This window comes from Blastococcus sp. SYSU DS0619, assembly GCF_054051035.1.
On record NZ_JBJHAM010000009.1, the window covers coordinates 55,001 to 72,826 of the forward strand.

Consider the following 17,826-nt stretch of genomic DNA (forward strand, 5'->3'; position numbering starts at 1 on the left):
GCACTGCGGTCCTCGGGCAGGCCGACATCGCTCGGGTACGTCCTGAGCCGGCACGCAGGCAGCCCGAGGGGATGACCGCCCCTGCTGCGGACAGGCTGCCCGCGGGACGGTCCCGCCGTCACCCGCCGACCGGTACGGGGGCGGTGAGCATGCCGAAGAGGTCCTTGGGGTCGTCGGGCTCGGCCACGAGATCGATGGAGTCCACCCACGGCGTCCCGCGGACGGCGTCGCGGAGGTACCGCAGCGCCGAGAAGTCCTCGACGGCGAAGCCGACGGAGTCGAAGACCGTCACCTCGTCGGCCGAGGTGCGGCCCGGGCGGCGGGCGGTCAGGACCTCCCACAGCTCGGTGACGGGGAAGCCGGGCTCCATCGCCTGGATCTCGCCCTCGACGCGTGTCTGCGCGGTGTACTCGACGAAGACGCCGGCGCGGCGCAGGGTCGCCGGGTCGAGCTCGGTCTTGCCCGGGCAGTCGCCGCCGATCGCGTTGACGTGCATGCCGGGCTCGACCCACGCGTCGGGCAGCACGGTGGCCAGCGCCTTGTCCGCCGTGCAGGTGGTGACCACGTCGGCCCCGCGGACCGCCTCGCGGCCGGAGCCGGCCAGGGTGACGTCGAAGCCCAGGGGCTCGAGGTTGCGCGCGAGCTTGGTCAGCGCGGCCGGGTCGGTGTCCCAGGCGCTGACCCGGCCGATGCCCAGCGCGCCCCGCATCGCCAGCGCCTGGAACTCCGCCTGGCTGCCCGCCCCGATCAGGGCGAGCCGCCGGGACCCGGGGCGGGCGAGGGCCTGCGCCGCGACGGCCGAGACGGCGGCCGTCCGGAGCGCGGTGAGCAGCGTCATCTCGGCGAGGAAGACCGGGTAGCCGTTCGACACGTCGGCCAGCGCACCGAAGGCGGTGACGGTCTGGAAGCCGCGGGCCGGGTTGGACGGGTGCCCGTTGACGTACTTGAAGGCGTAGGTCACCGAGTCGCTGGTGGGCATGAGCTCGATGACGCCGAAGGGGGTGTGGCTGGCCGTCCGCGGCGTCTTGTCGAACGACTGCCAGCGGCGGAAGTCCTCGCGCACGTAGCCGGCGATCCCGGCCACGGCGGCCTCGGCGCCCGTCGCGGCGACCCAGCGGACCATGTTGCGGACACCCACGAACTCGGTCATGTCTGCGCGTTCCTCCCGGGGTGCGGATGCGGCACGGCGGGGCCACGTCGTGCGCGGCCTGTCGGTGTCATACCCCAGATAGCGGCCTACGCGACAGCGCGACGTACGGCACCCGCCCGGCGAGCCGGTCCCGACCGGGCGTGGTGCCGCCTCCGCGGCTCACCCCTTCGACCGTTATCCCCAACAGCGAGATGAACAGGGAAGACGGCGACGAGCAACCACGACCCAAACGGCGCCTCAGGACCCCGTGATCCGCCGGCACTCGGGGCATGGGTCGGCCGAGCCCAGGCCGCGGGGACCGTCCCAGCGGCCCTGCACCACACCGACGGAGGCGCCGCAGACGGCGGCCCACGGGGCGGGCAGGTCGGCCGTGCTGCGCAGGACGGCGTGCGCCCGCCCGGTCTCCTGGTCGCGGCCGGCCGCGGCGTCGGTGCTCATGCCACCCAGCATGCGGGCCGCGCGTGCGCGCCGACCGAGCGGGTAGCCCAGCCACCATGGCCAGCGCGCGCGACACCAGCCCGAGGACCCGGCGGATGCCCACCCGCGCGACCGGCCTGCTGTACGGCCTCGGCTTCGGCGGGTTCGTCGACGGGATCGTGCTGCACCAGATCCTGCAGTGGCACCACATGGTGAGCGCCGTGGAGGGGCAGGAGCCGACCACGCTGGCCGGGCTCGAGGTCAACACGCTGGCCGACGGCTTCTTCCACGTCGGCGCCTGGGTGCTCGCCTTCGCCGGCACCGTCACCGCGCTGGTCGCGTGGCGGCAGGACCGCCTGGCGCCCAGCTGGAGCTTCCACTTCGGCCTCGTGCTCGCCGGGTGGGGGCTGTTCAACCTCGTCGAGGGGCTCGTCGACCACCAGCTCCTCGGCATCCACCACGTGCGCGACGACCTGGGCGGCCCGCTGAGCTGGGACCTGGGCTTCCTGGCGTCCGGGGTGCTGCTGATCGCGGGAGGCTGGCTGCTGCACCGGCGCGGGGTGCGGGACCTCGCCCGCCGGGCCGCCGTGCGGCCGGGGGACCGAGCTCCGTAAACGCCTTGCTCCCGAGGTCGACCCGGTGGTCGGCTGCGGTCATGGAGCACCGGGTGCGGATCGACGCCGGTACCGAGCTGTGGGTCGAGGAGTGCGGCGGACCGGCCGGGACCCCGCTGCTGCTGATCATGGGCGCCAACGCCAGCGGGGTCGTGTGGCCCGACGAGCTGGTGGACCGGCTGGGCGCCGTCCACCGGGTCGTGCGCTACGACCACCGCGACACCGGCCGGTCCACCGCGGGCTACGCCGTCCGGCCCTACGCGATCCGCGATCTGGCCGCCGACGCGGTCGCGGTGCTCGACGCGCTGGGCATCGACCGGGCCCACGTCGTCGGCATGTCGATGGGCGGCACCCTCGTGCAGCTGCTCCTGCTGGATCACCCCGGCCGGCTGCGCAGTGCCACCGTGTTCGCCACCTCGGCGCTCGGGGCCGGGCACCCCGGCGGCACCGGGCCGGCGGAGCTGCCGCCGCCGGACGCCCGGCTGCTGGCGATGTGGGAGACGATGGGGGAGCGGCGCGACCGGGCGGCGGAGCTCGCCTGGCGGGTCGAGCACTGGCGGCTGCTCAACGGTGACGTGGTGCCGTTCGACGCCGCGGAGTTCGGGGCCCTGGAGGAGCGGGTCGCGGCGCACAGCGGCAGCTGGCGCAACCCCGTGGCGCACGCGCTGGCCGACCAGTCCGGCCTCGACCGGGGCGCGGAGCTGGCGGGCGGAACGGTGCCGACGCTCGTCGTCGAGGCTCCGGAGGATCCGGTCAACCCGCCCCCGCACGCCGCGGTCCTGGCCGCGCTGGTCGGTGGCGCCCGCCTGGTCCCGGTGCCCGGCATGGGGCACGCCCTCCCGGCAGCGGTCGTCGGGCCGCTGGCGGACGCGGTGCTGGCGCACACCCGCGCGGTCGACGCAGCCTGAGGGAGGGGGCGCAGGCCTCTTGATCGACCGCGGCGGCGAGGGCAGGCTGTGAGCCAGTTCACAGTGCGACACCGGGGAGGCCCCGTGGAAGCCCACCACCCGGACCGGGCGGTCGCCCGGCCCCGGCGCCGTCCCGTCGTCCCCGGCCAGCGCCCGGCGGAGGACGCGGCGTGAGCCGGGCGACGGGGAAGGAGCCGCCCGCTCCGGCGCCGCGGCCGGCCGCGCAGGTGCGCAACGTGGCCCTGGTCGGCCGCACGGGGGCCGGCAAGACGACGCTGGCCGAGGCGCTCCTCGCCGCGACCGGCGCGATATCGCGCGCCGGCCGGGTGGAGGAGGGCACCACCTGCCTGGACAGCGAGGAGGTCGAGGTCCGGCAGCAGCGGTCGGTGTCGCTGGGGGTGGCCGCCGTCGAGCACGCCGGGCACCGGCTCACGGTGCTCGACACGCCCGGGGCGCCGGACTTCGTGGGCGAGCTGCGGGCCGGTCTGCGCGCCGCCGACTCGGCCCTGTTCGTCGTCTCCGCGCTGAGCGGGGTCGACGCTGCCACCGTCCAGCTGTGGGAGGAGTGCGCCGAGGTCGGCATGCCGCGCGCGGTCGTGCTCACCCAGATCGACCGGCCGCGCGCCGACGTCGACGAGGCCGTCCGGCTCTGCCAGCTGATGCTGGGGGAGGGGGTCTACCCGATGCACCTGGTCGACCGCGGGCCCGACGGCGCGGCCCGGGGGCTGCGGTCGCTGCTGGAGCCCGACGTCGACGCCACCCGGGCGGTGAGCGCCGACGCCGACCGGCTCCGGGCCGAGCTGATCGAGGGGATCATCGGCGAGAGCGAGGACGAGACGCTCATGGACCGCTACCTCGCCGGCGACCAGTTGGCCGTCGACGACCTCGTCGCCGACCTGGAGACCGCCGTCGCCCGCGGCCACTTCCACCCGGTGCTGTGCGTCTCGCCGCTGACCGGGGTCGGGGTCGGCGAGCTGCTCGACCTGCTGGTCGCCGCCCTCCCGTCCCCCCTCGAGCACGGCTGCCCGCCGGCGACCCGTCCCGACGGCTCCCCGGCCCCCGCGCCGGCCTGCGACCCGGACGGCCCGCTGGTGGCCGAGGTCGTGCGGACGACCACCGACCCCTACGTCGGACGGGTCTCGCTGGTGCGGGTGTTCTCGGGGACCCTGCGGCCGGACGTCACCGTGCACGTGTCCGGCCACGGGATGGCCGAGCGCGGGCACCCCGACCACGACGCCGACGAGCGGATCGGCGTCCTCTCCGCGCCGCTGGGTGCCGCCCTGCGCCCGGTCGCCGCGTGCCCGGCCGGGGACGTCTGCGCCGTCAGCCGGCTGTCGACCGCCGAGACGGGTGACACCCTCAGCGCGCCGGAGGACCCCCGCCTCGTGCCCCCGTGGCACCTGCCGGTCCCGCAGTTGCCGGTCGCGGTCGAGGCCACCTCGCGGTCCGACGAGGACCGCATGGCCACCGCGCTGACCCGGCTCGTCGCCGAGGACCCCACGGTGCGGCTCGAACGCCGCTCCGACACCGGCCAGCTGCTGCTGTGGTGTGTCGGGGACGCGCACGCGGAGGTGCTGCTCGAGCGGCTGCGGACCCGGCACGGCGTCGCCGTCAGCACCGTTCCGGTCCGGGTGCCCCTGGTGGAGACGCTCTGCGGCCCCGCGCGGGTGACCGGCCGGCACGTCAAGCAGTCCGGCGGGCACGGGCAGTACGCCGTCGTCGTCGTCGAGGGCGAGCCCGGACCTCCGGGGTCGGGCATCGTCTTCGAGCAGCGCATCGTCGGCGGGACGGTGCCCGGCCAGTTCCACGGCAGCGTGGAGAAGGGCATCCGCGCGCAGGCGCAGCGCGGGGTCCACGAGGACCGGCCGATCGTCGACATCCGGGTGACCCTGGTCGACGGCAAGGCGCACTCGGTCGACTCCTCCGACGCCGCCTTCCAGGCTGCCGGGGCGCTGGCGCTGCGCGAGCTGGTCGCCGCGGTGGGCACCCGGGTCCTCGAGCCGTGGTGCGAGGTCGAGGTCCGCGTGCCCGGTGAGTACGTGGGCGCGGTGATGAGCGACCTGTCGTCCCGGCGGGCGCGGGTCACCGGCACCGACGCCGACCCGGACCGGGACCGCACCACGGTGCGCGCGGAGATCCCGGAGTCCGAGCTGCTCGGGTACCCGGGGGTCCTGCGCTCGGTCACCCACGGCACGGGCAGCTTCGACCGGCGTCCCCTGGGTCACGAGCCCGCACCGGCGGCGATACCGGTCCCCGCCTGACGGAGACGTCTGCCCGAGCTGGCGCGCCGGGCCGGAACCGTTCCGGCCGGGGCCCCGCGGTGCGCCGCCGTCCGGCACGCGGGAGCGGGACACTAGCCTCGGGCACGGTCGGGTGGAGGGGCTGGAGAAGATCGTGACGTCGTCGAACGGGCCGTCGGCCGCCGCACCCGTACCCCGGGCCGGCAGGGCGGCCCCGGCCGGGAGCGACCGGGAGGACCTCCCCGACCGCATCTGGACCCTGCCCAACGCGCTCTCGGTGCTCCGCCTGCTCGGCGTGCCGCTGTTCCTCTGGCTGCTGCTGGGCCCGGAGGAGGACGGCTGGGCGGTGGTCGTCCTCATGGTCTCGGGCTTCACCGACTGGCTGGACGGGAAGCTCGCCCGGTGGCTCGACCAGGGCAGCAAGCTGGGCGCGCTGCTGGACCCGGCCGCCGACCGGCTCTACATCGTCTCCACGCTCGTCGCGCTTGCCCTGCGCGAGGTCGTGCCCGTGTGGCTGGTGGCGCTGCTCGTCGGTCGGGAGGTGGTGCTCGGCGTCATGCTCCTGGTCCTGCGGGCGCACGGCTACCCGCCGCTGCAGGTGCACTACCTGGGCAAGGCGGCCACGCTGCTGCTGCTCTACGCGTTCCCGGGGCTCCTGCTGGCCGACGGCACCGGCACGCTGGCCACCCTCGCCGAGCCGTTCGCCTGGGCGCTCACCATCTGGGGGACGGCGCTGTACCTCCTGGCCGCGGTCTTCTACGTCATCCAGGTCGTGGGTCTGCTGGCCGCCGAGCGGTCGGCGCGCGCGGGGAGCCGGCGGTGACCCGGACACCGTCGCCCGGGGGCGTGCGCTCGCTGGGCGCCTCCCTGCTCGACGACGTCCTCGCCGAGACCCTCGACCCCGCGTACGCCCAGGCCACGGCCGCGCGAGAGGCGCGGGGCGAGCAGCCCCGCCGCGGCCGCGGCCAGGTGCTCGTCGCGCTCACGATGGCCGTGGCCGGGCTGCTGGCGGCGGTGACCTACGACCAGGCGGCCGACCGGGCGCAGGGTCGGCAGGAGATCCGGGAGGCCCTGGTCAGCGACATCCAGGACGAGTCCGCCGTCAGCGACGAGCTGGCCGCACAGCTCGAGACGCTGCGCGCCGAGGTCAGCCGGACCAGCGACGACCTGCTCGCCGCCACCGCGGTGGGGCAGCGGGCGCTGGACGCCCTCGCGCGCGCCGAGCAGGGCACTGCCGCCGTGCCCGTCACCGGACCGGGCCTCCTCGTCACGCTGGCCAACGCCGAGGCCGCCGCCGACGAGGACCCGCTGGGCGGGACGGCGGGCGAGGCGCAGGAGGTCCGGGTGGCCGACGGCGACCTGCAGCTGGTGGTCAACGCCCTGTGGGCGGCCGGTGCGGAGGCGATCAGCATCAACGGCCAGCGGCTGGGCCCGACCAGTGCCATCCGGTTCGCCGGGGAAGCGGTGCTCGTCGACTTCCGCCCGGTCACCAACCCCTACCTGGTCCGGGCCATCGGCGAGCCCGACGCGCTGGCCAACGCCTTCCTCGCCAACCCCGAGGTGGAGTCCCTCGCGCGGTTCGCCGCGTCCGCCGGGCTCCGCTTCGAGTTCGCCAAGGAGGAGGAGCTGTCGCTGCCCGCCGCCGGCCCGCCCGAGCTCCGCTACGCCGAGCCGGTCAGCACCCGCCGCACCGCCGGCACCGATCCCACCCCCGGAGGCTGACGCCGTGATCCCGATCCTCGGCCTCGCGGCGGGCGTCATCCTCGGGCTCGTCTTCGACCCGACCGTCCCGCTGTGGCTCCAGCCGTACCTGCCGATCGCCGTCGTCGCGGCGCTGGACGCCGTCTTCGGTGGCTTCCGTGCCCGCCTGGACGGCATCTTCGACGCGAAGGTCTTCGTGATCTCCTTCGTGTCGAACGTGGTGGTGGCCGGGCTGATCGTCTTCCTCGGGGACCAGCTCGGCGTCGGGGCGCAGCTGTCCACGGCGGTCGTGGTCGTCCTCGGCATCCGGATCTTCGGCAACGCCGCGGCCATCCGGCGGCACGTGTTCCGCGCATGACGGGTGCACCGCCGCCCGGGCCCCCGCCGGGCGACGGACCGGAGCCCGACGCCCCGACGGGCGACGGGGGCGCGGCGGGGCCGCCGGTCCGCCCGCCCGCCGCGGTGCGGCGGCGCCGGGACCACCTGGCCGCCGCGCTCATCGGCGTGCTCACCCTGCTGCTCGGGTTCGCCCTCGCCGTGCAGGTCCGCAACGCGGACGAGGCGCAGCTGCTGGCCGGCGCGCGGGAGGAGGACCTGGTCCGGATCCTCGGCGAGCTGGGCAGCCGCGAGGAGCGGCTGCGGGCCCAGCTCGCCGAGCAGCGGACCGCCCTGCGGGAGCTCGGCGGCTCCGGCAGCCGGACGGGGACCGCGCTGGAGGAGGCGCGACGGCGCGCCGAGGCCCTCGGCATCCTCAACGGCACCCTGCCGGCCCAGGGACCGGGCCTGACGCTGGCGATCGCCGACCCCTCGGGCGCCGTCCGGGTCTCCGACGTCATCGACGTGATCCAGGAGCTGCGCGGGGCCGGGGCGGAGACCATGCAGGTCGACGACGTCCGCATCGGCCTGTCGACGGCCGTCACCGGCACCACCGGGAACCTGCGGGTCGACGGCACGCCGCTGAGCTCGCCGTACGAGTTCGTCGTCCTCGGCGACCCGCAGGGGATGGAGACGGCGATGAACATCCCGGGCGGCGTGGTGCAGCGCATCGAGCGCCGCGGCGGCACCGTTCGCATCACCCAGTCGCCCGAGCTGGTCGTCGACGCGTTGCGGCCCCTGGACCGCCCTCAATACGCTGCGCCCGAGACCGGCGACTGAACCGGCCGTGCACCGCACCGACCACCAGCCCCAGCCATCCTTGGAGACGACCGCCGCATGAGCACCCCCGACGACCGCCGCTACACCGACCAGCACGAGTGGGCGCTGGTGCAGGGCACCGACGGCACGTCGACCGTCGTCCGGGTCGGCATCACCGACCACGCGCAGGACGCGCTGGGGGACATCGTCTTCGTGCAGCTGCCCGAGGTCGGCCAGGAGGTGGGCCCCGGCACCGCCATCGGCGAGGTCGAGTCGACCAAGTCCGTGTCCGACGTCTACGCGCCCGTCATAGGGGTCGTGGCGGCCGTGAACGAGCGCCTGGCCGACGCGCCCGAGACGATCAACGCCGATCCCTACGGTGCGGGCTGGCTGGTCGACATCGCCGTGCCGGGGGAGGGCGGCGACCCGATCGGGCAGCTGCTCGACGCCGACGCCTACCAGGCCCTGGTCGACGGCTCGTAGCCGGGCCGCCGGGAGGCTGAGTCCCGGCATCGATCACTATGATCGCGCTGGGCGGGGAACAGCGGGGAAACCCGCCTGTCCCAGCCCTCCCCGTCCGGTTGACCCTCGGGCCGACCGGCTGGTTCCATGACCCACGGTCCGCCGCCCACCCGCGGCGGCCGACCCGCGGCGGGCCGTCCGGCCCACCGTCCGCCGGCCGCCCGCGGCCCGTTCGAGGGCCGCGGCGGGCCCCCTCGCACCGGAGGAGACGCAACGTGCACTGCACTCGATGTGGCCACGAGAACCCCGAGGGCAGTCGCTTCTGCGCGCAGTGCGGTGGCGCGCTGGCCCCCGAGCGCATCGGCGAGGCCACCAGCGTGATCCCGAAGGTCGGTGGTGAGGACTCCGGCGACCAGCCGGAGGTCACCGAGCCGGCCGACGCGCACGCGGGCGCGGTCGAGTCGCTGCCGGCGGGCTCGGCCCTGCTGGTCGTCAAGCGCGGCCCCAACGCCGGGAGCCGTTTCCTGCTCGACCAGGACGTCACGACGGCCGGCCGGCACCCCGACAGCGACATCTTCCTGGACGACGTCACGGTCAGCCGCCGGCACGTCGAGTTCCACCGCGAGGGCGGCGGCTTCTCGGTGCACGACGTCGGCAGCCTGAACGGCACCTACGTCAACCGGGAGCCCGTCGACGTCGCCAACCTCGCCGGTGGCGACGAGGTGCAGATCGGGAAGTTCCGGCTCGTGTACCTGACCGGCCCGCGCACGGGCGAGCCGGCCGCTCGCTAGTGCACCGACCGGTCGGCTACCGCATGCGGGGACCGCGGCCGGGGACACCGCGACGGTGCCCCGGCGAGAGAGGGGCGTGACCGCCGTGCCCGAGCGCGAGCGTGCGCTCGGGGACGCCGGCGACCAGCACGCGCCGCGCCTGACCATCGGCGAGGTGCTGGCTGTTCTTCGCGACGACTTCCCCGACGTGACGATCAGCAAGATCCGCTACCTGGAGTCCGAGGACCTGGTCCACCCGCAGCGCACGCCGTCGGGGTACCGGAAGTTCTCGCGGGCCGACGTCAGCAGGCTGCGGTACGTGCTCACCGCCCAGCGGGACCACTACCTGCCGCTGCGGGTGATCAAGGACCACCTGGACGCCCTGGACCGCGGCGAGCCGCTCCCCGGCACCAGCAGCGCGTCGGCGCCGCTGCCCCCTGCCTCCACGGAGGAGGGGTCGGTGGCGCCGCTGACCGCGGAGCAGTTCGCCCGGGCCGCCGGGCTGGAGCCCGATCAGCTGGCCGACTGCGTGCAGTTCGGTCTGCTGACCACCGACGCCGACGGCCGGCACCCTGCCGGGGACCTGCCCATCGGGCGGGCCGCGGCGGGGCTGGCCCGGCACGGCATCGAGCCGCGGCACCTGCGGGTCTACCGCAGCGCCGTGGAGCGCGAGGCCGGGCTCGTCGAGCAGCTCGTCGCGCCCGTGCTGCGGGCCCGCTCGGAGGAGGCCCGGTCCCGGGCCACCGAGAAGCTGCAGGACCTCGCGGCGCTCTCCGCGCAGCTGCACACGGCACTGCTCGAGACGCGCCTGCGGGATCTCCTGCGCCCCTGAGCGGGCGTACCGTGGACGCGTCGCCGCCCGCGCGTCCGAGGGGCCGACGTGTCACCGGCCGCCTGACCAGACCGCCCCGCCCGACCCCGGGCCGCAGCCGAGGGAGCCGCACCGTGCAGGAGCTTCGAGTCGTCGGCGTCCGCGTCGAACTGCCCGGCAACCAGCCGATCCTGCTGCTGAAGGAGACGCAGGGGGAGCGCTACCTGCCGATCTGGATCGGCGCCGTGGAGGCGGCGGCGATCGCGTTCGAGCAGCAGGGCGTGCGCCCGGCCCGCCCGATGACGCACGACCTGCTGCGCGAGGTCGTGCGCACGCTGGGTGCGGAGCTGGAGGCGGTGAACATCACCGAGATGCGCGACGGCATCTACATCGCCGAGCTGGTGTTCGGCGACGACCGCATCGTCAGCGCCCGGCCGTCGGACGCCGTCGCCCTGGCCGTCCGCACCGGCGCGCCGATCTTCGGCGCGGACGACCTGCTCGACGAGGTGGGCATCGAGATCCCCGACGAGCAGGAGGACGAGGTGGAGAAGTTCCGCGAGTTCCTCGACCAGATCTCGCCCGAGGACTTCGGCGCCGGCTCCGGCTCCGGCGGCGGTGGCCCCGCCTGAGCGGGGCTCGACCAGGGCCGTTCCGGGCCCATCCCGGGAGCATCGGCAGCGGACCACCGGACCTCCACCCGAAATGATGAGGAGAGCGACACGCCGCCCCGCTCAGTTGACCGGCCACCTGGCCCGGCTTACCGTCGGCGAACAACAGCGGTGTGACACCTGGGATCACGGGTGCCGAGCCGTCGACCTGCCGCAGGCGTGGCGGGACAGAGGAGGACGCTGGACGTGAGCGACCAGAGCAACGGCTCGCAGGGTCAGCTGTTCAGCGACGCCGCCGTCGGTGCGCCGCAGTACGACGAGGTCGACACCGACCTCGTCGGCTACCGCGGACCGACCGCCTGCGCCGCTGCCGGGATCACCTACCGCCAGCTGGACTACTGGGCCCGGACCGGTCTGGTCGCCCCGTCGGTGCGCAGCGCCACCGGGTCGGGCACCCAGCGGCTCTACTCCTTCCGCGACATCCTGGTGCTCAAGGTCGTCAAGCGGCTCCTGGACACCGGCGTCTCGCTGCAGAACATCCGCAAGGCCGTCGACCACCTCCGCCAGCGCGGGGTGAAGGAGCTGGCCAACGTCACGCTCTTCTCCGACGGTGCGACGGTCTACGAGTGCACGTCCGCCGAGGAGGTCGTCGACCTGCTGGCCGGCGGGCAGGGCGTCTTCGGCATCGCCGTCTCCGGGGCACTCCGCGAGCTCTCCGGTGAGCTCGCCGAGCTGCCGGCCGAACGGATCGACGGCGGCCAGGTCGTCCCCTCCGACGACGAGCTGTCCATGCGCCGTCGCCGCCGGGCCGCGACGGCGTAGATCGAACCGGGAAGAGCCCCGTCCGCAGCCGCGGACGGGGCTCTTCGCCGTGCGGGCTCAGTAACCCGCTCCCAGGGCGTTCCTCGTGGTCCGGGACCGTTGCCGGCCCCCGAGAGCACGAGGAACACCCCACAGCGCCGCGGCGGGGAGCCCGTCGCGGCGCTGGTACCGTCCGAGCAGTGACCGACCGCGCTGCCGGTGCCGCGGGCGAGCCGACGGGGGAGACCCTTCCGCCGCTCGCCGGGCCGCTGCCCTCCCTGAACGCCCTCGACACCGCCGGCTCCTTCGCCGGCCGCCACATCGGCCCGCGCCCCGGCGACACCGCCGCGATGCTCGAGGTCGTGGGGCACCCGTCGCTGGAGTCGCTGGTGGACGCGTGCGTCCCGGAGGGGGTGCGCGACCGCGAACCGCTGGCGCTCCCGCCGGCCGAGGACGAGGCCGCGGTGCTCGCCCTCCTCCGCGAGCGGGCGGCGGAGAACGAGGTGTTCACCTCGATGATCGGCCTGGGCTACCACGGCACGCTCACCCCGCCGGTCATCCAGCGCACGGTCCTGGAGAACCCGGCCTGGTACACCGCCTACACGCCGTACCAGCCCGAGATCAGCCAGGGCCGGCTCGAGGCGCTGATCAACTTCCAGACGACGGTCGCGGACCTCACCGGCCTGCCGGTCGCCGGCGCCTCGATGCTCGACGAGGCGACCGCCGCGGCCGAGGCGATGACGCTGGTCCGCCGGGCGGGGCGCGCCAGGGCCGACGCGGTCTTCGTCGTCGACGCCGACACCCTGCCGCAGACCCTCGGCGTGCTGCGGACCCGTGCCGAGCCGCTGGGCATCCGGCTGCACGTGACCGACCTCTCCAGCGGCTGGCCCGCCGACCTGCCCGAGGCCGGCGCATTCGGCGTCCTGCTGTCCTACCCGGGCGCCGGCGGCGCGGTCCGCGACCACCGGGCGCTCGTGGCGGCGGCGCACGAGGCCGGCGCCTCCGTCGTGGTTGCCGCGGACCTGCTCGCGCTCACCCTCTTGGAGGCCCCGGGGGAGTGGGGCGCCGACGTCGCCTGCGGCACGACCCAGCGCTTCGGCGTGCCGATGGGCTTCGGCGGTCCGCACGCCGGCTACCTGTCGGTCCGCGAAGGTCTGGCGCGGCAGCTGCCCGGCCGCCTGGTCGGCGTCTCTGTGGACGCCGACGGCGACGTCGCCTACCGGCTGGCGCTGCAGACCCGTGAGCAGCACATCCGCCGCGAGAAGGCGACCAGCAACATCTGCACCGCGCAGGTGCTGCTGGCCGTCATGGCCGGCGCCTACGCGGTCTACCACGGCCCGGACGGGCTGGCGGCGATCGCGGCGCGGGTGCACCGCAGCGCCACCACGCTGGCCGGCTGGCTGACCGCCGGGGGCCTGGAGCTGGTGCACGAGCGCTACTTCGACACCGTCTGCGTCTCCGTGCCGGGCCGGGCGGCGGACGTGCTGGCCGCCGCCGCCCAGCGGCGGATCAACCTGCGCCGGGTCGACGACGACACCGTCGCGGTCGCCTGCGACGAGACGACGACGCCGGCGATCCTGCGCGACGTCGCCGCGGCGTTCGGCGTGGCCGCCGACGACTCGGACCTGGCCGACGACGGCGCGGACGCGCTGCCGCCGGAGCTCCGCCGCCGCACGCCCTTCCTCACCCACCCGGTGTTCTCCGCGCACCGCTCGGAGACGGCGATGCTGCGCTACCTGCGCTCGCTGAGCGACAAGGACCTGGCGCTGGACCGCACGATGATCCCGCTGGGCTCGTGCACGATGAAGCTGAACGCCGCCACCGAGATGGCCGCGATCACCTGGCCGGAGTTCGCGAACCTGCACCCGTTCGTGCCCGCCGACCAGGCCCGCGGCTACGCCCGGCTGATCGACGAGCTGTGCGCCGGGCTGGCCGAGGTCACCGGGTACGCCGCGGTCAGCGTGCAGCCCAACGCCGGCTCCCAGGGGGAGTTCGCCGGCCTGCTGGCCATCCGCGGCTACCACCGCAGCCGGGGCGAGGAGCAGCGCGACGTCTGCCTGATCCCCAGCTCGGCGCACGGCACCAACGCGGCCAGCGCCGTCATGGCGGGCATGCGAGTGGTCGTGGTGGCCTGCGACGAGGCGGGCAACGTGGACCTGGCGGATCTGCGGGCCAAGGTCGGCCAGCACGCCGAGCGGCTGGCGGCGATCATGATCACCTACCCGTCGACGCACGGCGTCTTCGAGACCGAGATCCAGGACATCTGCGCCGCCGTGCACGACGCCGGCGGTCAGGTCTACGTCGACGGCGCGAACCTCAACGCCATGGTGGGGCTGGCGCGGCCGGGCCGGTTCGGCTCCGACGTCAGCCACCTGAACCTGCACAAGACGTTCTGCATCCCGCACGGCGGCGGCGGTCCCGGTGTCGGGCCGGTCGCCGTCCGCGAGCACCTGGTGCCCTTCCTGCCCAACCACCCGGTGGTGCCCGCCGCCGGTCCGGAGACCGGTCCCGGTCCGGTCTCCGCGGCGCCGTGGGGCTCCGCGGACATCCTGCCGATCTCCTGGGCCTACATGCGGCTGATGGGCCCGGACGGCCTGACCCGGGCCACCGAGCACGCGATCCTGGCCGCCAACTACCTGGCCGCCCGGCTGCGCGAGCACTACCCGGTGCTCTACACCGGCCGGAACGGTCTCGTCGCCCACGAGTGCATCCTCGACATCCGGCCGCTCACCAAGGCCACCGGCGTCACCAACGACGACATCGCCAAGCGGCTGATCGACTTCGGCTTCCACGCACCGACGATGAGCTTCCCGGTGGCCGGCACGCTCATGGTCGAGCCCACCGAGAGCGAGGACAAGGCCGAACTCGACCGGTTCGTCGAGGCGATGGTGGCCATCCGCGGAGAGATCGAGAAGGTCGCCACCGGGGAGTTCGACCGCACCGACAACCCGCTGCGGAACGCGCCGCACACGCTGGCGATGCTGGCGGGGGAGTGGGACCGCCCCTACCCCCGGACGACGGCGGTCTACCCGGTGCGCGGGCTGCAGGGCCGCGGCTACCTGAGCCCGGTCCGGCGGATCGACCAGGCCTACGGCGACCGCAACCTGGTCTGCTCGTGCCCGCCGCCCGAGGCGTTCGCCGAGCACGACTTCGACGGGCACGCCCCGGCCGGCGACGGCCAGGTGCCGACCCGGGGTGCCGGGGCGCCGGACGACCTGGGCACGACCGCCGACGTGGTGGGTGCCTCCGCCTAGCACCGGCCACGGTGTCGGTCGTCGGTGGCACGCTCTGCGCCATGACCGATGCAGCCGGGTACAAGGACGACCTCGTGCAGTACCTCCAGGAGGCGCGCGACGTCGTCCTGCTCAAGCTGGAGGGGGTGTCGGAGTACGACGCCCGGCGGCCGCTGACGCCGACCGGCACGAACCTGCTGGGCCTGGTGAAGCACCTGGCCTTCGTGGAGCTCGGGTACTTCGGTGCGGTCTTCGGCCGTCCCCACCCGGACACGGAGGCGTGGCTGGCCGCCGACCCGGGCGACAACGACGACATGTGGGCCACCGCGGCGGAGAGCCGGGATGACGTCGTGGCGCGGTACCGCCGTGCCTGGGCCCACGCGGCCGGGACGATCGGGACGCTGGCGCTGGACGACGTCGGGCGGGTGCCGTGGTGGGGCCACGGTGGTCGCGAGGTGACGCTGCACCGCGTCCTCGTCCACGTGATCGCCGAGACCCATCGGCACGCCGGTCACGCCGACATCGTGCGGGAACTGGTCGACGGCTCGGTGGGCTACCGGTCGGTCGGCGACAACCTGCCCGAGCACGACGACGCCTGGTGGCGGCAGCACCGCGACCGGGTGGAGCGGACCGCGCGGGCGGCGGCGGGGGAGCAGCGGGGAGCCGCCGTCAGGCGCTGACGGGCTCCGGGGCCAGCCAGACGTGGTGGTCGGCGAACGCGCGGCCGTCGGGGAGCAGCTGACCGTCGTCGTCGAACAGGACGACGCCGTTGCAGAGCAGGCGCCACCCCTGCTCGGGGTGGCTGGTCACTACGGCGGCCAGATCGCGGGCCTCGCTGGCGGCCTCGGGGCAGGGGGTGCGGTGGGTGCACATGGTGGCTCTCATCCGTTCCGCCGGGGGGAGCCGGCAGTCACTGGTAGTGCTCGTCCGATGACCGGACTCTTCCAGTGTCGGCACGAGCCCAGGGGTTCATCACGTGATGCGGGTCACCTAATCACCCGTCCGGGTCGTCAGGTCCTGCCATGGCGGCGGTGTCGGCCGCGTGGGTGGGCCGGTGCCGGCGGCGTGTCGCGCCGGGTCAGAGCTTGCGCAGGAGGACCCGGCGCACCGAGTGGTCGGCCGACTTCTGCAGCACCAGCCGGGCGCGCGACCGCGTGGGCGCGATGTTGTCCCGCAGGTTCGGTCCGTTCACCGCCGCCCAGATGCCCAGCGCCGTCTCCCGGGCCTGCTCGTCGGTGAGGGCGGCGAAGCGGTGGAAGTACGCGGTGGAGTCCTGGAACGCCGTGCGCCGGAGCGCGCGGAAGCGCTCGACGTACCAGCGCTGGATGTCGGCCTCGGCGGCATCGACGTAGACGGAGAAGTCGAAGAAGTCCGACAAGAAGATCTCCGGGGCCGAGCCGTCCGTGCGGCGCCCGGCCTGCAGCACGTTCAGCCCCTCGAGGACGAGGATGTCGGGCCGGTCCACCGCCTGCACCCGCCCGGGCACGATGTCGTAGGACTGGTGGTCGTACACCGGCGCGAACACCTCCTCTCGGCCGGACTTCACGTCGGCCAGGAAGCGCAGCAGCGCGCGGCGGTCGTAGCTCTCGGGGAATCCCTTGCGGCCCAGCAGCGACCGCTCCTCGAGCACCGCGTTGGGCAGGAGGAAGCCGTCGGTGGTCACCAGGTCGACGCGGGGGGCGCCCGGGGTGGCCGCCAGCAGCGTCTGCAGCAGGCGGGCGGTGGTGCTCTTGCCCACGGCGACGCTGCCGGCGACGGCGATGACGAACGGCACCTTGGCCGTCGTGTCCCCCAGGAACTCGCTCTGCGCGGCCCACAGCCGGCGACTGGCCGTCACGTGCAGGCTCAGCAGCCGCGCCAGCGGGAGGTAGACCGTGGCCACCTCGTCGAGGTCGATGCGGTCACCGAGCGAGGCCAGGGTGTCCAGCTCCGCCGCGTCCAGCGGCAGGCTCGAGCCGGCCGCCAGTGCTCGCCACGAGTCGCGGTCGAACACCGCGTAGGGCGAGATGGAGCCACGCGTCCCAGCCGTCACGCGCCCCATGGTGCCGTCCTGCCCGGGAGCGACCTGCGTGCGGGGTCACCCGGGCGGGTGGGCAGGCCCGGGCGGCGGGCGGCAGAGCGCCCTGCGACGGCGCCACCCGTCTAGGGTTCTCCCGTGCCTGCCCGCCCGGGACTGCTCGAGTGCATCGAGCGGTACTTCACCGCCGCGCCCCTGCCGGACGCCCGGATCGAGCGCGCCGGGGCCCTGGACGTCCCGATCGCCGACCCCACCTGGCCGTACCCGGCCCGGCCGCGCAAGGACGCCGGGACGGTCACCGCCGACGACGTCCGCGGCGCGATCGCGCTGCAGCAGGCCGCGGGCCTCCCGGCCGCGCTGGAGTGGATCCCCGAGTGCTCGCCCGGGGTGGCCGCCGCCGCCCGCGCGGCGGGGATGGCGGTCGAGGAGCTGCCGCTGCTCGTGGCCGACGACCCGGTGGACGTGGTGCTGCCGACGGGAGTCCGGCTGTTCCTGGTGGGGGCCGAGGATCCGGAGCTGCCGCACTACCAGCAGCTGGCCGCGCTGGCCTTCGCCCACCCCGGTGGACCGGCCGACGTGCCCGAGGTGCCGGCCGACACCTCGCCCGAGGCGGCGGCGCGCACGGCCGTCCTCCGGGAGCGGATAGCCGAGGGGCGCACCGTGCTGATGGTGGCCATCGAGAGCGGGATCCCGGTCGCCGTCGGGTCGCACCAGCCGGTGGACATCGACGGCACCGAGGTCAGCGAGATCGTCGCGGTGGCCACGCTGCCCCGGCTGCGCGGTCGCGGCCTGGGAGCCGGCATCGCCTCGGCGCTGGCCGCGCACGCCCGGGAGAGCGCCGACCTGGTCTTCCTGGCCGCCGGTGACGACGACGTGGCCCGGGTCTACGAGCGCATCGGATTCGCCCGGGTGGCGACCACGGGCGTCGCCGAGCTCCCGCTCCCGGAGTGATCCGACCGC

19 protein-coding genes are annotated in these 17,826 nt (G+C 75.0%); 15 read left to right on the plus strand and 4 right to left on the minus strand.

What is annotated here, in order from left to right; translation table 11 throughout:
- Nucleotides 1-118: 118 nt before the first annotated feature.
- The gene (locus tag ACI79T_RS12310; RefSeq protein ID WP_456610351.1) at nt 119-1,150 is read right to left on the minus strand and encodes an ornithine cyclodeaminase; all 1,032 of its coding nucleotides are present in this window, start codon (nt 1,148-1,150) and stop codon (nt 119-121) included.
- A gap of 237 nt (nt 1,151-1,387) precedes the next feature.
- Nucleotides 1,388-1,588: a hypothetical protein gene (locus ACI79T_RS12315; RefSeq protein ID WP_456610352.1), complete on the minus strand. Its 201-nt coding sequence runs from the start codon at nt 1,586-1,588 to the stop codon at nt 1,388-1,390.
- 95 nt (nt 1,589-1,683) lie between these two features.
- On the opposite strand from ACI79T_RS12315, the gene ACI79T_RS12320 reads away from it, so the two are divergent.
- The 14 genes from ACI79T_RS12320 to ACI79T_RS12385 all read left to right on the plus strand — a co-directional run bounded on the left by ACI79T_RS12320 (nt 1,684) and on the right by ACI79T_RS12385 (nt 15,529).
- Nucleotides 1,684-2,181, plus strand: a complete 498-nt coding sequence (locus tag ACI79T_RS12320; RefSeq protein ID WP_456610353.1) for a DUF2243 domain-containing protein — start codon at nt 1,684-1,686, stop codon at nt 2,179-2,181.
- Between the two features lie 41 nt (nt 2,182-2,222).
- Nucleotides 2,223-3,089: an alpha/beta fold hydrolase gene (locus ACI79T_RS12325; protein ID WP_456610354.1), complete on the plus strand. Its 867-nt coding sequence runs from the start codon at nt 2,223-2,225 to the stop codon at nt 3,087-3,089.
- A 170-nt stretch (nt 3,090-3,259) separates the two neighbouring features.
- Entirely contained in the window at nt 3,260-5,350 is a 2,091-nt protein-coding gene (locus tag ACI79T_RS12330; protein ID WP_456610355.1) for an elongation factor G-like protein EF-G2, read from the plus strand.
- A 112-nt stretch (nt 5,351-5,462) separates the two neighbouring features.
- Nucleotides 5,463-6,152, plus strand: coding sequence for a CDP-alcohol phosphatidyltransferase family protein (locus ACI79T_RS12335; RefSeq protein ID WP_456610356.1), 690 nt, complete (start codon nt 5,463-5,465; stop codon nt 6,150-6,152).
- Nucleotides 6,149-7,051 (plus strand): DUF881 domain-containing protein, encoded by a 903-nt coding sequence (locus ACI79T_RS12340; protein WP_456610357.1) that lies wholly within the window; start codon nt 6,149-6,151, stop codon nt 7,049-7,051. Before ACI79T_RS12335 ends, ACI79T_RS12340 begins: the two co-directional genes overlap by 4 nt.
- 4 nt (nt 7,052-7,055) lie before the next feature.
- Nucleotides 7,056-7,388 carry a small basic family protein gene (locus ACI79T_RS12345; RefSeq protein WP_456610358.1) on the plus strand — a complete coding sequence of 111 codons (333 nt, stop codon included), beginning with the start codon at nt 7,056-7,058 and terminating at the stop codon, nt 7,386-7,388.
- Nucleotides 7,385-8,185, plus strand: coding sequence for a DUF881 domain-containing protein (locus ACI79T_RS12350; protein ID WP_456610359.1), 801 nt, complete (start codon nt 7,385-7,387; stop codon nt 8,183-8,185). Before ACI79T_RS12345 ends, ACI79T_RS12350 begins: the two co-directional genes overlap by 4 nt.
- A gap of 57 nt (nt 8,186-8,242) precedes the next feature.
- Entirely contained in the window at nt 8,243-8,647 is a 405-nt protein-coding gene (gcvH, locus tag ACI79T_RS12355) for a glycine cleavage system protein GcvH (protein WP_456610360.1), read from the plus strand.
- A gap of 254 nt (nt 8,648-8,901) precedes the next feature.
- A complete protein-coding gene (gene odhI, locus ACI79T_RS12360) occupies nt 8,902-9,417 on the plus strand; it encodes an oxoglutarate dehydrogenase inhibitor Odhl (protein ID WP_456610361.1) in 516 nt (171 codons plus the stop codon).
- A gap of 76 nt (nt 9,418-9,493) precedes the next feature.
- A complete protein-coding gene (gene ftsR / locus ACI79T_RS12365; RefSeq protein WP_456610362.1) occupies nt 9,494-10,228 on the plus strand; it encodes a transcriptional regulator FtsR in 735 nt (244 codons plus the stop codon).
- A 113-nt stretch (nt 10,229-10,341) separates the two neighbouring features.
- Nucleotides 10,342-10,836, plus strand: coding sequence for a bifunctional nuclease family protein (locus ACI79T_RS12370; protein WP_456610363.1), 495 nt, complete (start codon nt 10,342-10,344; stop codon nt 10,834-10,836).
- Between the two features lie 225 nt (nt 10,837-11,061).
- Complete coding sequence (locus ACI79T_RS12375) at nt 11,062-11,637, plus strand: MerR family transcriptional regulator (protein ID WP_104527461.1); 576 nt, start codon at nt 11,062-11,064, stop codon at nt 11,635-11,637.
- 179 nt (nt 11,638-11,816) lie between these two features.
- Nucleotides 11,817-14,870, plus strand: coding sequence for an aminomethyl-transferring glycine dehydrogenase (gcvP, locus tag ACI79T_RS12380; RefSeq protein WP_456610364.1), 3,054 nt, complete (start codon nt 11,817-11,819; stop codon nt 14,868-14,870).
- Between the two features lie 41 nt (nt 14,871-14,911).
- The gene (locus ACI79T_RS12385) at nt 14,912-15,529 is read left to right on the plus strand and encodes a DinB family protein (protein ID WP_456610365.1); all 618 of its coding nucleotides are present in this window, start codon (nt 14,912-14,914) and stop codon (nt 15,527-15,529) included.
- Here the strand turns inward: ACI79T_RS12385 and ACI79T_RS12390 are convergent.
- Both ACI79T_RS12390 and coaA read right to left on the minus strand, forming a co-directional pair.
- The gene (locus ACI79T_RS12390) at nt 15,519-15,722 is read right to left on the minus strand and encodes a DUF5999 family protein (protein WP_456610366.1); all 204 of its coding nucleotides are present in this window, start codon (nt 15,720-15,722) and stop codon (nt 15,519-15,521) included. The two genes, ACI79T_RS12385 and ACI79T_RS12390, sit on opposite strands and share 11 nt — an antisense overlap.
- Before the next feature lie 205 nt (nt 15,723-15,927).
- On the minus strand, nt 15,928-16,890 hold the full coding sequence (gene coaA / locus ACI79T_RS12395; RefSeq protein WP_456610367.1) for a type I pantothenate kinase: 963 nt from the start codon (nt 16,888-16,890) through the stop codon (nt 15,928-15,930).
- 114 nt (nt 16,891-17,004) lie between these two features.
- Between coaA and ACI79T_RS12400 the strand changes: the two genes are divergently transcribed.
- Entirely contained in the window at nt 17,005-17,817 is an 813-nt protein-coding gene (locus ACI79T_RS12400; RefSeq protein WP_456610368.1) for a GNAT family N-acetyltransferase, read from the plus strand.
- Nucleotides 17,818-17,826: the final 9 nt, after the last annotated feature.

Excerpts from the sequence above, each read along its gene's own strand:
- coaA (WP_456610367.1), bottom strand. The coding sequence starts at position 16,890 with ATGGGGCGCGTGACGGCTGGGACGCGTGGCTCCATCTCGCCCTACGCG.
- ACI79T_RS12390 (WP_456610366.1), bottom strand. The coding sequence starts at position 15,722 with ATGTGCACCCACCGCACCCCCTGCCCCGAGGCCGCCAGCGAGGCCCGC.
- ACI79T_RS12325 (WP_456610354.1), top strand. The coding sequence starts at position 2,223 with ATGGAGCACCGGGTGCGGATCGACGCCGGTACCGAGCTGTGGGTCGAG.
- ACI79T_RS12310 (WP_456610351.1), bottom strand. The coding sequence starts at position 1,150 with ATGACCGAGTTCGTGGGTGTCCGCAACATGGTCCGCTGGGTCGCCGCG.
- ACI79T_RS12320 (WP_456610353.1), top strand. The coding sequence starts at position 1,684 with ATGCCCACCCGCGCGACCGGCCTGCTGTACGGCCTCGGCTTCGGCGGG.
- ACI79T_RS12385 (WP_456610365.1), top strand. The coding sequence starts at position 14,912 with ATGACCGATGCAGCCGGGTACAAGGACGACCTCGTGCAGTACCTCCAG.
- ACI79T_RS12350 (WP_456610359.1), top strand. The coding sequence starts at position 7,385 with ATGACGGGTGCACCGCCGCCCGGGCCCCCGCCGGGCGACGGACCGGAG.
- ACI79T_RS12315 (WP_456610352.1), bottom strand. The coding sequence starts at position 1,588 with ATGAGCACCGACGCCGCGGCCGGCCGCGACCAGGAGACCGGGCGGGCG.
- gcvH (WP_456610360.1), top strand. The coding sequence starts at position 8,243 with ATGAGCACCCCCGACGACCGCCGCTACACCGACCAGCACGAGTGGGCG.